The following is a 12,303-nucleotide window of genomic DNA, read 5'->3' as shown; positions in this document are numbered from 1 at the left end:
ATCCGACTGTGCCGGGCACAGAAAGTCGGGTGTGCGCTCCCGTTTTTCCCTATCGTTTCCCTCAGAACGAGGGAAGGTCTGGCGGCACATGCTCGAACGATGGAACGCAGCACTCGACTACATCGAAGACAATCTCGACCACGAGATCGAAACGACCGAGCTCGCCCGCATCGCGCTGACATCGGAATACCACTTCCGGCGCGTGTTCTCGGCTCTCGCCGGGATCCCGCTGTCGCTGTACATCCGACAACGCCGAATGACATTGGCAGCAGCGGAGATCCTCGACGGACAGGGCGTACTCGACGTTGCGACCAAATACGGTTACTCGGCAGATGCATTCACCCGAGCCTTCCGAGATCTGCACGGCGTCACACCGTCTCAGGCACGCCGACCCGGAACCATCCTTCGTTCCCGACAAGCAGTGGCATTCCACCTGACCATCGAAGGACGAAGCACCATGCGATACCGCATCACCGACCTGCCGCCATTCCACATCGTCGGCAAAAGCACCCGAATCCCACTTCGGTTCAGCGGCGAGAACACCGCAATGACCGAATTCCACCGAAGCCTGGCCCCGGGAACCGGCGACCGACTGCGTGAACTCGCCGACCTGCCCGAACTCCCCCAGATCCTGTTCGTCAGCGACGGCTTCGAACCCCACCGCGAGGACGGCAGTCTCTTCGACTACTACTTCGCCGTCGCCACCACATCGCCCGCACCACCCGAATGGAACACCCTCACCGTCCCCGCATCGACCTGGGCGGTATTCGAAACACGCAGCGATACCGCACTCGCCCCCGCCCTCCAACAACTCTGGGCCGACGCCTTCGGCGAATGGTTCCCCTCCAACCCCTACGAAGCAATCCCTGGACCGGAAATTCTCACGGTCACCGAAAACTCCCCCGACTGGTCCTCCGGAACGGGAGAACTGTGGATCCCGATTCAACGAAGCCTCTAGCCATTGCGTCCGTTCTTCTCGCACACCCCATTCCCCCGGCAGTCAATGTGACCTTCGGTGGCCTTTTCGGGGGTCAATGGCACATCGAGTGGACTGCACGATCCCGGCCGTTGAAATCAAGAAGGCCGGCGAGCCAAGATCGTCGTCAGGTCGGCCAGGGCTGAAGTTGCCGCAGACAGTGCTCGACGGCCGTCCGGGGTCAGTTCGTCGAGCGCATCGGAGAGCACCTGAGAGCTGACCGCGTCGTATTCGGCCAAGAGGTGCACCGCTTTCGGTGACGCCGTGAGGGCCGCTCCGCGCAGGTCATCCGACGAGACGGATCTTTCGACGAGTTCGGCGTCAACCATTGCCTTGATCAAATTGCTCACGGTGGATCGAGCCAGGTTCAGGTGTGCGGCGAGGCTCCCCGGGCTCATATACGGCTCAGCGGCGAGGGCTCTCATGACCTCGATGTGCGAATCGGGGATGTCGGGTAGTTGGGCAGCTTCTCGCGTCGCACGAAGCAGCGACCGTCGCAGCGGTCCCAGTTGTCGACCGAGTTCGATCGCGGTGGAGTGCATCGTTCGATACTCCCACATATAGTTTTGCCACAAACATAGTTTTGTGACAAAATGGATACATGAGCGCAGACACCACCGTCCACAACCCTGTTCCGACTCAAGACCTCAGCGGCATAGTCGGACACCGCTTCATCTACACCTACGCGAACAACTGGCAGTACGAGATGTACGTCAAGAACGCGACCACCATCGACTACCGCATCCACACCGGCATGGTCGGCGGACGATGGGTCAAGAACCAGGAGGTCGATCTCGTCCAACTCGACGACGATGTCTACAAGATCTCCTGGAACGAACCCACGGGAACATCCGTCGTCGTCAACGTCATACCCGGTAAGCGTCGTCTGCACGGCACGATCTTCTTCCCTCAGTGGATCGAGCTGGACGGTACGAAAACCGTTCTGTACCAGAATGATCATCTCGACGAGATGCGCGCCTACCGTGATGCCGGACCGACCTACCCCATTTACGTGGTCCCCGAATTCGCCCGAATCACTCTGTTCGAGCACGTCGGCATCGACGACGAGACGATCGTCTCGGTCGCGCCCAGCGATCTGCCCGACGGATTCGCCGACCGAACGAACTGACGTGGGCCCCGAGCTGATCTTCGTCGCACATCTGTCGGTCACCGTGGGCGAACCGATCGACGTGGGCGAGGTGGTCGACGGTCACCGTCGCCTCGTGCCGATCCTCGGCGGTACTGTCGAGGGCCCTCTACTGCGCGGCCGAGTCCTGCCCGGCGGAGCGGATCACCAGATTCTCCGCACCCCCACACTCACAGAACTGGACGCCCGATACGCGCTCGAGACCGAAACGGGCGAACGAATCGCCGTACACAACATCGGCATGCGAAGTGGTGCCGAAGAGGACATCGATGCACTTGTCCGCGGTGAACATGTGCCCCCCCGAGCGCATCTACTTCCGAAGCCAACCACGCCTGTCCACCGCCGCGAGCCGCCTCGGATGGATGAACGAACGACTGTTTATCGGATCCGGCCAGCGATTGCCGAACTCCGTGGAGCTGGACGTGTATCAGGTCACCTGAGCGGTGCGGTGGGGTGCACTCGATGTCACCTTCGGTGGCCTTTTCGACGGTCGATGTCACATCCAGTGGACTCGAGGGCGGTCAGGTGAGGGACTGCCCGTAGACGTGGGTCACGGAGATCGTCACCAACACTCGTCGGTCGGCGACCATGACTGCTCGGTATTCGTTCCAGTCGGGATGCTCGCCGGCCGCGGCGCGGTAGTAGTCGACCAGAGCCTCGATTTCGGGGCTGTTCGGTGACGTACCCGGGCCGGTGAGGGTGACGGTTCCTTCCGCCGTTGCCCATGCCGTGCCGTCGGCGTTCGTCACTTCGAGAGCGGCACGTGGATCTCGGCGCAAGTTGGCCGTCTTCGCTCGTCCTTCGGTCACCGAGATCCGGATGGTGTCGGCGGCGCGATCGTAGAACGGCGTCACCGGCGACAGCTGCGGAAGTCCGCTCGACTTGATGGTGGCCAGCACGCCGATTCGGCTCTGCTCGAGAAGGTCGTGTGGATCGAATGCGCTGTCGGTCATTGATTCCCCTCAGGTCGTGTGGACAACTCGGCCGCGTATGCCCCGATTGCTCGACGATATTTCCCCGTCGCAGGGTTCGCGGCCTGAAGTGCACTTCGTAGCGCCTGCGCCGCATCCCCGATATCCCAGAGGGTCAGCGCCACGAATGCGTCACGTGCAGAGATGTATTCGTTCGAAAACTCGAAATCTCGCAGCACCTGCAGCGCTTCGTGCAATCGCCCCACGTTGCGCAATGAGCTCGCCAATTGGATCCGGGCTTGATTCTCCCGGTCGCCGTCGAGCCCAGCTGACAGGGAGGCTTCGTACAACGGGACCGCACCCGCTTCGTCGCCCAAGAAGTCTGCGAGCGATGCACGCTCGAACAGCACTCGAGCATCCGAATACGCTGTGGCCGAGAACAAGTGCTCCATCTCGACTCGCATCCGGACGGGGTCGGCGTCGTCCGCGTCGCGCCAGAACGCCGCTACCGGGTCCACGTTGTCTCCTCCTGTCGTCACGCGCTCCATCGTCGCAGACACCGCCTAGTCTCGACAGATGGATGTGGAACTGTCCCTTCTCAAGTTGCTGGTGGAAATCGACCGCAGTGGGTCGATGACGGCCGCTGCCGAACGGCTCATGTTCACCCCTTCAGCGGTGTCGCAGCAGGTCAAGAGGCTCGAAGCCGTCGTCGGAACCCCCGTCCTCGAGCGACACGCGCGCGGAGTGCGCCTCACCGAGGCCGGTCGGCTCGTAGCAGGGAGAGCGTCCGCGATCGACACGCAACTGTCTGCCCTGCGCGCCGACCTCGACGATCTGCTCGACGCCCGCAGCGGCCACGTCACCCTGGGCGTCTTCCCTTCCTTCGCTGCATCTCTTCTGCCTGATGTCATGGGCGCATTTCGCTCGGCGCACCCGGGGATCGAACTGGGCATACGGTCGTCACGACTGCGCGACCTGCACGCCATGCTGCTGGGACGTGAAGTAGATCTGTCCTTGGCATGGGACTACCCGGAATTGCCGATGGTGGTCGACGACGTCGAGACCGAAGTCATCGCCGACGACGCCACGGTCCTTCTCGTTCCAGCGGGTTGGTCGCGCGGAGGTCCGGTTCTGCTCGAATCGCTCGCAGACGAGCAGTGGATCGTCCGCGCATCGCAGCACCCCATCACCTCGATATTTCGATCATCCTGTCGCAAAGCGGGTTTCGAGCCGAGGGTCCTGGTCGAGTCCAACGACTACATGGAGTCTCAGGCAATGGTGGCCGCCGGGCTGGGACTCACCGTGGCACCCGCCATGACCACTCGCTATCTGCGCGACGGCGTCGACTCCATCGCCCTGGACGACCTGTCGAGGCGTCGAATCCTGCTGTGCCGGCTCGATCAACGAACGCCGTCACCCGCCGCACAGGCCATGCGATCGGTTTTGGTCACATTGTTCCAAGCTATGAATTCGGCTTAAGTCAGATGTAAGAAACAGTCTCTGGTCTTCACGCTCGCGGCCCGGCAAGGTATGCCACAGGTCACAACGATGACCGAGTCCGCAACGGTGCGGACGTGAACACCTGGAGACATCGTGACATCCGGACATTCCGCAGACACCGCTACCAACACCGTCGACCTGGTGATACTCGCCGGGGACGGCATCGGTCCCGAGATCAGCGTCTCGACGGTCTCGGTCGTCGAGGCCGCGCTCGCACGCAACGGCATCAGCGCTACGTTCACCGACGGCACCATCGGATTCGACGCACTTCGCGCATCAGGGACGACGATGCCCGACGCAATCGTCGACCTCGCACGCGCAGCCGACGGCGTCGTCCTGGGCCCGGTGTCCCATCTGGACTATCCCCCGACCTCGGAGGGTGGCGTCAACCCGTCGGGAATTCTGCGGCGAAAGTTGGACCTGTACGCCAACATCCGTCCGGCCAGGACCGTTTCGGCTCTGCCGAATCCGCTCAACAAGAGTTTCGACCTCGTGATCGCCCGAGAGAACACCGAGGGCTTCTACGCCGATCGCACCATGTTCGCAGGTGGAGGCGAATTCATGCCGACAGAGGACCTTGCCCTCGCCATCCGAAAAGTGACTCGACACGGTTCCGAACGGATCGTTCGCCGCGCCTTCGAGCTTGCACAGACGCGTCGATCGAAGGTCACAGTGGTACACAAGGCCAACGTTCTCAGGCTGAGCGACGGGCTCTTCCTCAAGGCGGCCAGGGCCGTCCGGAAGGACTTTCCCGACGTCGACTACGAGGAGCTGTTGGTGGACGCAGCCGCCGCATTGCTCATCCGTCGACCGGAGTCGTTCGACGTCATCGCCACCACCAACATGTTCGGGGACATCCTGTCCGACGAGGCGACCGAACTCTCGGGCAGCTTGGGGCTGGCAGCGTCGCTCAATGTCGGCGACAGTCATGCCGTTGCGCAAGCCCAGCACGGATCGGCGCCCGATATCGCCGGGCGAGGAATCGCCAACCCGGCATCCTTGATCGGTTCTGCAGCCATGCTCCTGGACTGGATCGGTCAGCAGCGGGGCGACGAAAGACTCTCTGCAGCCGGACGATCGATTCATCGTGCCATCGACGCAGGCGTGGGCAGGCCCGAGACGCGCACCGCGGACCTCCACGGAACCGCGACCACCGAGCACTTCACGCGCGCGGTGATCGAGCATCTCGATTCGGAGAACTGAATCATGTTGGCAGTACTCGGATTCTTGTCTCTTGCATCCTTCATGCTGGTCGTCATCAAGAAATGGGCGACGGCGCTCGTAGCCGTCGTCACCATCCCCATCGCCGTTCTGCTGATCAGCGGTCAGGGCGCAGCGCTGCCCGACATGGTGGCGGAGGGTATCGAAACCGTCGCCCCCACAGCAATTCTTCTTCTCTTTGCCGTTCTGTACTTCGGAATCATGATGGACGCCAAACTCTTCGACCCCATCTCACGTGGCATCATCCGATTATCCGGCGGCGACCCCGTCAAAATCTGCGTCGGCACAGCGGTTCTGGCACTATTGGTCGCACTCGACGGTGACGGCACGACGTCGTACATGATCATTTGCTCCGCATTTCTCCCCATCTATCGCAAGCTCGGAATCAACCCCCTGGTGATTGCCACAATCGCCACGATGGCTCTCGGGACGATATCCGGCACCACACCGTGGGGTGGGGCAGCGACCCGAGCGATCAGTGTGCTGCAGATCGACGCCACCGACTACTTCGTGCACATGCTGCCGGCCATGCTGCTGATGTCTGCGGCGATCATCGGACTCGCATACCTGTTGGGCCGCAGTGCACGAAAGAAGATTTCCCCGGAACGCATTGCCGAAGCCACCGCACACGTGTCTTCCGGTAGGCACGAAAGAGGCCCGGGGGGAACACTTCTGACGAAGGCAACCTGGCGAACGTGGGTGAACGCAGCACTCACGGTCACACTGCTGGTACTGCTGGTACTGGGAGTTGCAGACCTACTGGTGCTGTTCATGCTCGGGTTCATCATCGTACTGATCGTGAATCACCCCAAGCCCTCCGATCAGGGCGACGTGATCCGATCGCATGCTGCCAACGCCGTCCCCGTCGTCATATTGGTCCTCGGTGCCGGCGTGTTCACAGGAATCCTCACCGAGACCGGTATGACCACCGCCATGGCCGACGCGCTGATCTCGCTGATTCCTGACGGTGCCGAGGGCATGATCCCTGCCGCCGCCGCACTGATCGGCATACCGTTGAGCTTCTTCATGGCCAACGACGCCTACTTCTTCGGGATCGTGCCGGTCCTCGCGGAATCGGCTGCGCAGTACGCCATCCCACCCGAAGAGATGGCGCGCGCCGCAGTGATCGGACAGATGGCTCACTCGATCGGGCCCGCGTCGGCACCGTTGTGGGTTCTGCTCGGCCTGGTCCGCGCGTCATTGGGCGACTTCCAGCGCTTCGCATTCCTGTGGGTTCTGGCCGCGTCGCTGATGTACATCGTCTTCGCGATACTGACCGGAGCCATCTCGGTGGGTCTGTGATCTATTGTGCTGCTACGAATTCGATGCGATTGCCTACCCCGTCGCTGGTATGGAACCGTCTTCGCCCCTGGATCTCGTCCGAGTCGGCCCAGTCCACCGGATAGCCGGCAGACAACAACGCCGTAGCAGTCGCATCGACATCGACGACGAAGGCCGGATGAGCCTTCCGTGCCGGCCGGAAGTCGTCCTCGATGCCGACATGGACCTCACCGTCTGGACCGCCCACCCCAGGCACACGAAACCAACAGCCCCCGCGAACAGCCAACAGCGGCGGCTTCGCGATCTCCTGCCAGCCCAGAGCGCCCACGTAGAACTCACGCTCGCGGTCCTCGCCGCCCGCCGGACATGCGACCTGCACATGGTGAATCATCGAACGAACGTACCGCCATCTCGATTGACACGTCGGTGAACGGTAGGCAAACGTATGGGTATGCAACTGAGATTTCTGGCCGGCGTCTCTACGGCCTTTGCAGTCAAGCTCCTGGTGATGCGAGCGCTGACACTCAAGCTGCAGCGAGACATCGCGGCACTCAACAACGGCGACTACCGACCCCTGCTGTCGTCGTTCCACCGAGATGCGGTACTCAAATTCGCCGACGGTGACAGCCGCTGGTCTGGTACCCACCGCGGCCGCCCGGCCATCGAAAAATTCTTCCAGGACTTCGTCGCCGCCGGCATCAAGGGGCAGATCACCGAAATCTACAGCGGTGGCGCACCTTGGCGAATGACCCTGCTCGTGCGCTTCGACGACCACGCCCACACAGCCGAAGGTGCCGAGCTCTACAGCAACCGCACGGTGCTACTGGTCCGTACGAGCTGGGGAAAAATCATCTCGCAGGAAGACTTCTTCGAGGACACCACACGCATAGACGCATTCGAAAAGAAACTCCGCCAACTCTGAAATCGCCCGCCGATTCTTCCGGTGCACCATTTCCGCCTGCACTCGATGTGACATTTGGTGGCCCTTTCGGGGGTCAATGGCACATCGAGTGGACTCATGGGGCCCGGTAGCGGGAGGAATCAGGGACGTCGATAGGTCACCTGTGGATAGTTGTCGGCATTCGTGACGCTGGCGTGCACGTTGTATACCGTCCGGACCAGGTGCTCGGTGATCACATTTTCCGGGGTTCCCGACGCCACGATGGTGCCGTTGTTCAGGACGACGATGCGGTCGCAGAACATCGCGGCGAGGTTGAGGTCGTGCAGGGCGATGTAACTGCTCAGAGGTAGGCCGGCGACGAGGGTGAGGATGTCGAGTTGATGTTGGATGTCGAGGTGATTGGTCGGCTCGTCGAGCAGTAGTTCGGTGGGCTGTTGAGCCAGGGCGCGCGCGATCTGGACGCGTTGGCGCTCGCCGCCGGAGAGTGTGTGCCAGCGCCGGGTGGCTTTCGACGCCATGGCGGTGTCGGTCAGTGCTCGGGCTATCGCGATGTCGTCGTCCGCCGCGTCTCCACCGAGGATTCCGTGGTGCGGTATTCGCCCGAGACGCACGACATCGCGAACGCTGATGTCGACGTCGGTGTCGGAGTGTTGGTCGACCATCGCCACGCGCCGGGCCACGCGCCGTCGACGCAACGTACGGAGGCTGTCTCCGTCGAGCAGCACGTCGCCACTGTCGGGGGCGACGATGCCCGCAAGGATTCGTAGCAGGGACGACTTGCCCGATCCGTTGGGGCCGATCAGACCGATGGTCTCCCCTGGCTCCGGCTCGAAGCTGATTCCGTCGAGAATGGGGTGTCCGCTGCGTGTCCAGCGAATATCTCTGGCGTGCAGTGTCATCGGGATCTCCTGAGCCGGAACAGAATGAGGGCGAAGGCAGGCACTCCGATCAGTGCAGTGACCACTCCCACGGGAATTTCCTGGGGTGCGAACACTGTTCGGGCAATGGTGTCGACCCAGACCATGAAGATGGCGCCCATGACCACCGTCGTCGGCAATAGTCGACGGTGCCGCGCCCCGACGAGAAATCGGGCGGCATGCGGCAGGACCAGCCCCACGAAACCGATTGCCCCTGCCGCGCTGACGAGCGCAGCGGTGATCAATGCAGTGATGACCAGCAACAGGATTCGCACCCATTTCACCGGAACGCCGAGAGATGCGGCCGCGTCGTGCCCGAACGTGAAGGCGTCGAGGGCAGAGGTGTTGAACAGGCACACCGTCATTCCCAACAGCGTGACCGCACCGCACAGTGCCACGTCCGTCCAGTCGGCACCGCTCAGGGAGCCGAGCAGCCAGAACAGCACCCCACGGGTTTGCTCGGCATCGGCCGAGGAGATGACGATGAACGACGTCAGTGCCGAGAACAGTTGCGTACCAGCCACTCCCGCCAGTACGACCCGGTCGTTCCCGCCGCCCGCTCCGACGGCGAGCAGCATCACCAGGACGAAGGACAGCAGCGCACCCGCGAACGCTCCGGTCGACAGCGACAGTGCGCCGCCGCCGACTCCGAGCACAGCTACGACGACGGCGCCGGTGGATGCTCCCGACGAAATTCCCAAGACGAACGGGTCGGCCAGGGGATTGCGCAGCAGCGACTGCATGATTGCGCCGCACAGCGCCAGCCCGGCACCACACACGGCGGCGAGCAACGTCCTGGGCAGCCGCAGCTCCCAGACGATACCGTCCTCGATGCGACTGACCTCTGCCGTCCCGATCCCGATGTGCCCCAGTATCACTCGATACACATCGGATACCGACACCGACGCCGGGCCGATCGTCACGGCCACCCCGATCGACAGCACCAACACCGCACAACCACCGAGCAGAAGCGGGATCAACAACCCGCGATCGGTTCGGGTCATCGGGTGGTCAGTCCCCAATTCTTCAGAGCAGCAGCCACTTTCTCGACTCCGTCGACGGTACGAATCGACGGGTTGAGGTCGGCACCGTTGACGACGATGTAGCGCTTGTTCTCGACGGCCGTCAGACGGCTCGTGACGGCATTCGACTCGAGGAACTCGATCTTGCTGTCGAGGGCATCTCCAGCGATGCTGCGACGGCTCAGATCCGCGAGAACGAGCGCCGTCGGATTTCGGTCGAGAACACTCTCCCAATTGACCTGGGGCCATTCGTCGGTGGTGTCGGCGTAGATGTTCTCGGCGCCGACAGAATTGGTGATGATGCCCGACGACCCGCAGCACCCCGCCATGTAGGGGGTATCGGTGTCGGCGAACCAGTACGCCAACGTCGTACCCGAGGCGTCGACCGCACCGGAAGCCTTCGCGAAGCGGTCCTGCAGCTCGCTGACAAAGCGCTCACCGCGGTCGCGCACGTCGAAGATCGCCGCCAGGTCTCGGATCTCCTGATAGACGGTCTCGATCTCGAGCGGCTGCGTGCGAGCACCGTCGGAATTGACGCTCTCGTCGGTCTTTCCGTTGCAGTCGGTCGGTGAGAGGTAGTTCGGTACACCGAGTTGATCGAACTGGCTTCGGTCGGCGACACCCCCTGGACCGAGGTTCCCGCCGAACGACGCCGACACGAAATCGGGCTCGGTGTCCAGCACGACCTCGAGTGACGGCTTGTTGTCGGCCAGCCTCGGAACCTTGGCGTTGTCTGCTTCGAGATCGGAGCGAACCGGGTCCGTCCACGTGGCGGTGCCCACCATTCGGTCGGCCAGTCCCAGGGAGAGGAGGATTTCCGTCGAGCTCTGATTCAGCGACACTGCACGTTGTGGCGGCGCGTCGACGACGACCTCGCGGCCGCAATTCTCGATGGTCAGCGGATAACTGCCGGTCGGGTCGGTGGACGCTTCGGGCGTCGGTGCCGTCGAACAGGCAGAAACGAGGAGGATGGAGACAGCGCCGAATGCGGCGAGAGTGGTGCGCATCGAAGGGCTTCCTGCTTGGGGCTCGTGTCGCGGAGCCGCGGGTGGGGTTGAATCACGACGTCCGAGCATTCGGACTTCGAGCTCTCACCCGTCACCGTTGCGCGCCAGCTCCGGAATTGCACCGGATTCCCTCGTTCGTCGCGTACTGACCCTATCGTGCGGGGTACCACAACGGTCAGCGTGCCGCAGCTCTCACCGGCTCCTGTGCGTGGGTTCGCGGGAAAGTGTTGCGCGCCAGTAGAACCACCGCGAGGGCACCAGCAACCAGAACCGTTGCAGCAGCGGTGACGGCCACGATGCCACTGGCATCGACGACGACACCGCCCACCAGGGCGCCTGTGGCGATCGCCAGTTGGAACGCGACCACGTAGATCGCCGACGCCTTGTCCGCGTCGCCCGGTGCCGCCCGCACAACCGCAGATTGAATGCACACCGGGAGCGTGGTGAATGCCAGCCCCCACAACGCGATGGCCACGACGGCGAACACGGCGAAGCTCCCCGGTGCTCCACTGAGCGTGCACCACAGAATCGCCACCGCGACGGCAACTGCACCGAGGGCCGCGATGGTGGAGTGACGGGGCCAACGGTCGTACGTTCTGCCGATCACCCAGATCCCGACCACTCCGAACAGGCCGTACAGCATCAACATCAGCGTCAGTGTGGTTCCGGCCGAACCGATTGCTCGATCGACGATCAGAGCGAAATAGGTGTACGCGGCGAAATGACCGAGGACGGCCAGAAACGTCACACCACACAGAATCGCCAGGGTGCCGTCGAGCACCCGCGGTGTCGTTTTCTTGTCCGAAACAGTTCGACTGACCGGTAGGGAGGGAAGTACGAAATGCAGCGCCACCGCGATGGCAGCCGCGACTATTCCGAGAATTGTTGCAGCGATGCGCCATCCGAGCCATTGCCCCAGTGCAGCAGTGAGCGGATTGCCGGCAACCAATGCCAACGAGGTTCCCGCGTATACGGTGGCAATGGCCTTGCCCTGCTTGCCGGGCAACGCCAGTGACGCCGCAACGGGCGCAACGACGGCCCAGAATATGCCGTGCGTTGCGGCACAGAGCATTCGCGAGATCACCAACATCGGATAGCCGACGGACACTGCGGAGAGCAGTTGCGAGAGTGCCAGCGCGGCAACGGTGATCACGACGACTCGGCGACGTGGCCACTCGCGCACGAACCTGATCAGCGGCATCGTCATCACAGCGACGCCGTAGGCGTAGAAGGTCAGCAGGAGCCCGACGGCCGCTTCGCTGACACCGAGATCGCCGGATATCTCCGGGAGCAAGCCCACGGGCAGGGTTTCCGCCGTGACGTAGATGAAGGCGGCCGCGGCGAGCACGAGAAGCTTCGGTAGTGGTGACGACATGCTGTGTATCGTTACACAACACGGCGGTATCGCGCTACAGTTGCC

General features: G+C 62.7%; 15 protein-coding genes, 1 pseudogene and 1 riboswitch. Of the genes and pseudogenes, 8 read left to right on the top strand and 8 right to left on the bottom strand.

Annotation, left to right across the window (positions count from 1 at the left end):
- Positions 1-88 precede the first annotated feature (88 nt).
- Positions 89-958 carry an AraC family transcriptional regulator gene (locus CH294_RS09925; RefSeq protein ID WP_094737790.1) on the top strand — a complete coding sequence of 290 codons (870 nt, stop codon included), beginning with the start codon at positions 89-91 and terminating at the stop codon, positions 956-958.
- A 116-nt stretch (positions 959-1,074) separates the two neighbouring features.
- Here CH294_RS09925 and CH294_RS09920 read toward each other — a convergent pair whose 3' ends face one another.
- A complete protein-coding gene (locus CH294_RS09920; RefSeq protein WP_094737789.1) occupies positions 1,075-1,518 on the bottom strand; it encodes a MarR family transcriptional regulator in 444 nt (147 codons plus the stop codon).
- A 59-nt stretch (positions 1,519-1,577) separates the two neighbouring features.
- On the opposite strand from CH294_RS09920, the gene CH294_RS09915 reads away from it, so the two are divergent.
- The 3 genes and pseudogenes from CH294_RS09915 to CH294_RS27980 all read left to right on the top strand — a co-directional run bounded on the left by CH294_RS09915 (position 1,578) and on the right by CH294_RS27980 (position 2,563).
- Positions 1,578-2,105, top strand: coding sequence for a phenolic acid decarboxylase (locus CH294_RS09915; protein WP_037152197.1), 528 nt, complete (start codon positions 1,578-1,580; stop codon positions 2,103-2,105).
- A gap of 1 nt (position 2,106) precedes the next feature.
- Positions 2,107-2,352 (top strand): annotated as a pseudogene (locus tag CH294_RS27985) (DUF3237 family protein); the annotation flags it as partial.
- 40 nt (positions 2,353-2,392) lie between these two features.
- Entirely contained in the window at positions 2,393-2,563 is a 171-nt protein-coding gene (locus tag CH294_RS27980; protein WP_349290429.1) for a DUF3237 family protein, read from the top strand.
- An 81-nt stretch (positions 2,564-2,644) separates the two neighbouring features.
- On the opposite strand, the gene CH294_RS09905 is transcribed toward CH294_RS27980, so the two are convergent.
- Both CH294_RS09905 and CH294_RS09900 read right to left on the bottom strand, forming a co-directional pair.
- On the bottom strand, positions 2,645-3,076 hold the full coding sequence (locus CH294_RS09905) for a PPOX class F420-dependent oxidoreductase (protein ID WP_032401631.1): 432 nt from the start codon (positions 3,074-3,076) through the stop codon (positions 2,645-2,647).
- A complete protein-coding gene (locus CH294_RS09900; RefSeq protein WP_212709779.1) occupies positions 3,073-3,573 on the bottom strand; it encodes a tetratricopeptide repeat protein in 501 nt (166 codons plus the stop codon). The genes CH294_RS09905 and CH294_RS09900 overlap by 4 nt, the downstream gene beginning before the upstream one ends.
- A gap of 37 nt (positions 3,574-3,610) precedes the next feature.
- On the opposite strand from CH294_RS09900, the gene CH294_RS09895 reads away from it, so the two are divergent.
- The 3 genes from CH294_RS09895 (at position 3,611) to CH294_RS09885 (ending at position 7,057) form a co-directional block, all read left to right on the top strand.
- Positions 3,611-4,513 (top strand): LysR family transcriptional regulator, encoded by a 903-nt coding sequence (locus tag CH294_RS09895; RefSeq protein WP_094737788.1) that lies wholly within the window; start codon positions 3,611-3,613, stop codon positions 4,511-4,513.
- Positions 4,514-4,627: 114 nt separating this feature from the next.
- A complete protein-coding gene (locus tag CH294_RS09890) occupies positions 4,628-5,737 on the top strand; it encodes an isocitrate/isopropylmalate family dehydrogenase (RefSeq protein WP_094737787.1) in 1,110 nt (369 codons plus the stop codon).
- A 3-nt stretch (positions 5,738-5,740) separates the two neighbouring features.
- A complete protein-coding gene (locus CH294_RS09885) occupies positions 5,741-7,057 on the top strand; it encodes a citrate:proton symporter (RefSeq protein WP_094737786.1) in 1,317 nt (438 codons plus the stop codon).
- A 1-nt stretch (position 7,058) separates the two neighbouring features.
- Here the strand turns inward: CH294_RS09885 and CH294_RS09880 are convergent, their stop codons facing one another.
- Positions 7,059-7,427, bottom strand: a complete 369-nt coding sequence (locus CH294_RS09880) for a glyoxalase (protein WP_032401633.1) — start codon at positions 7,425-7,427, stop codon at positions 7,059-7,061.
- Between the two features lie 60 nt (positions 7,428-7,487).
- Here CH294_RS09880 and CH294_RS09875 point away from each other — a divergent pair, with 60 nt between their 5' ends.
- Positions 7,488-7,958: a nuclear transport factor 2 family protein gene (locus CH294_RS09875; RefSeq protein ID WP_170944662.1), complete on the top strand. Its 471-nt coding sequence runs from the start codon at positions 7,488-7,490 to the stop codon at positions 7,956-7,958.
- Positions 7,959-8,077: 119 nt separating this feature from the next.
- Here the strand turns inward: CH294_RS09875 and CH294_RS09870 are convergent, their stop codons facing one another.
- From CH294_RS09870 to CH294_RS09855, 4 genes are all read right to left on the bottom strand, one after another.
- The gene (locus CH294_RS09870; protein ID WP_032378793.1) at positions 8,078-8,836 is read right to left on the bottom strand and encodes an ABC transporter ATP-binding protein; all 759 of its coding nucleotides are present in this window, start codon (positions 8,834-8,836) and stop codon (positions 8,078-8,080) included.
- A complete protein-coding gene (locus tag CH294_RS09865) occupies positions 8,833-9,858 on the bottom strand; it encodes an iron chelate uptake ABC transporter family permease subunit (RefSeq protein ID WP_094737784.1) in 1,026 nt (341 codons plus the stop codon). Before CH294_RS09865 ends, CH294_RS09870 begins: the two co-directional genes overlap by 4 nt.
- Positions 9,855-10,883: an ABC transporter substrate-binding protein gene (locus CH294_RS09860; RefSeq protein WP_094737783.1), complete on the bottom strand. Its 1,029-nt coding sequence runs from the start codon at positions 10,881-10,883 to the stop codon at positions 9,855-9,857. The genes CH294_RS09865 and CH294_RS09860 overlap by 4 nt, the downstream gene beginning before the upstream one ends.
- Positions 10,884-10,948: 65 nt before the next feature.
- A riboswitch (cobalamin riboswitch) is annotated at positions 10,949-11,013 on the bottom strand.
- A gap of 45 nt (positions 11,014-11,058) precedes the next feature.
- Positions 11,059-12,258: an MFS transporter gene (locus CH294_RS09855; RefSeq protein ID WP_094737782.1), complete on the bottom strand. Its 1,200-nt coding sequence runs from the start codon at positions 12,256-12,258 to the stop codon at positions 11,059-11,061.
- Positions 12,259-12,303: the final 45 nt, after the last annotated feature.

The organism is Rhodococcus sp. 14-2483-1-1, assembly GCF_002259335.1.
Taxonomy (GTDB): Bacteria; Actinomycetota; Actinomycetes; order Mycobacteriales; family Mycobacteriaceae; genus Rhodococcoides.
The sequence above is the reverse complement of the archived record's forward strand: the minus strand, read 5'-3'. Positions and strand labels throughout refer to the sequence as shown.

Bases quoted from the DNA above. Each gene is read 5' to 3' on its own strand.
- CH294_RS09860 (WP_094737783.1), bottom strand. From the start codon at position 10,883: ATGCGCACCACTCTCGCCGCATTCGGCGCTGTCTCCATCCTCCTCGTT.
- CH294_RS09855 (WP_094737782.1), bottom strand. From the start codon at position 12,258: ATGTCGTCACCACTACCGAAGCTTCTCGTGCTCGCCGCGGCCGCCTTC.
- CH294_RS09865 (WP_094737784.1), bottom strand. From the start codon at position 9,858: ATGACCCGAACCGATCGCGGGTTGTTGATCCCGCTTCTGCTCGGTGGT.
- CH294_RS27980 (WP_349290429.1), top strand. From the start codon at position 2,393: ATGCACTTGTCCGCGGTGAACATGTGCCCCCCCGAGCGCATCTACTTC.
- CH294_RS09925 (WP_094737790.1), top strand. From the start codon at position 89: ATGCTCGAACGATGGAACGCAGCACTCGACTACATCGAAGACAATCTC.
- CH294_RS09905 (WP_032401631.1), bottom strand. From the start codon at position 3,076: ATGACCGACAGCGCATTCGATCCACACGACCTTCTCGAGCAGAGCCGA.
- CH294_RS09870 (WP_032378793.1), bottom strand. From the start codon at position 8,836: ATGACACTGCACGCCAGAGATATTCGCTGGACACGCAGCGGACACCCC.
- CH294_RS09915 (WP_037152197.1), top strand. From the start codon at position 1,578: ATGAGCGCAGACACCACCGTCCACAACCCTGTTCCGACTCAAGACCTC.
- CH294_RS09920 (WP_094737789.1), bottom strand. From the start codon at position 1,518: ATGCACTCCACCGCGATCGAACTCGGTCGACAACTGGGACCGCTGCGA.
- CH294_RS09880 (WP_032401633.1), bottom strand. From the start codon at position 7,427: ATGATTCACCATGTGCAGGTCGCATGTCCGGCGGGCGGCGAGGACCGC.
- CH294_RS09875 (WP_170944662.1), top strand. From the start codon at position 7,488: ATGCAACTGAGATTTCTGGCCGGCGTCTCTACGGCCTTTGCAGTCAAG.
- CH294_RS09895 (WP_094737788.1), top strand. From the start codon at position 3,611: ATGGATGTGGAACTGTCCCTTCTCAAGTTGCTGGTGGAAATCGACCGC.
- CH294_RS09885 (WP_094737786.1), top strand. From the start codon at position 5,741: ATGTTGGCAGTACTCGGATTCTTGTCTCTTGCATCCTTCATGCTGGTC.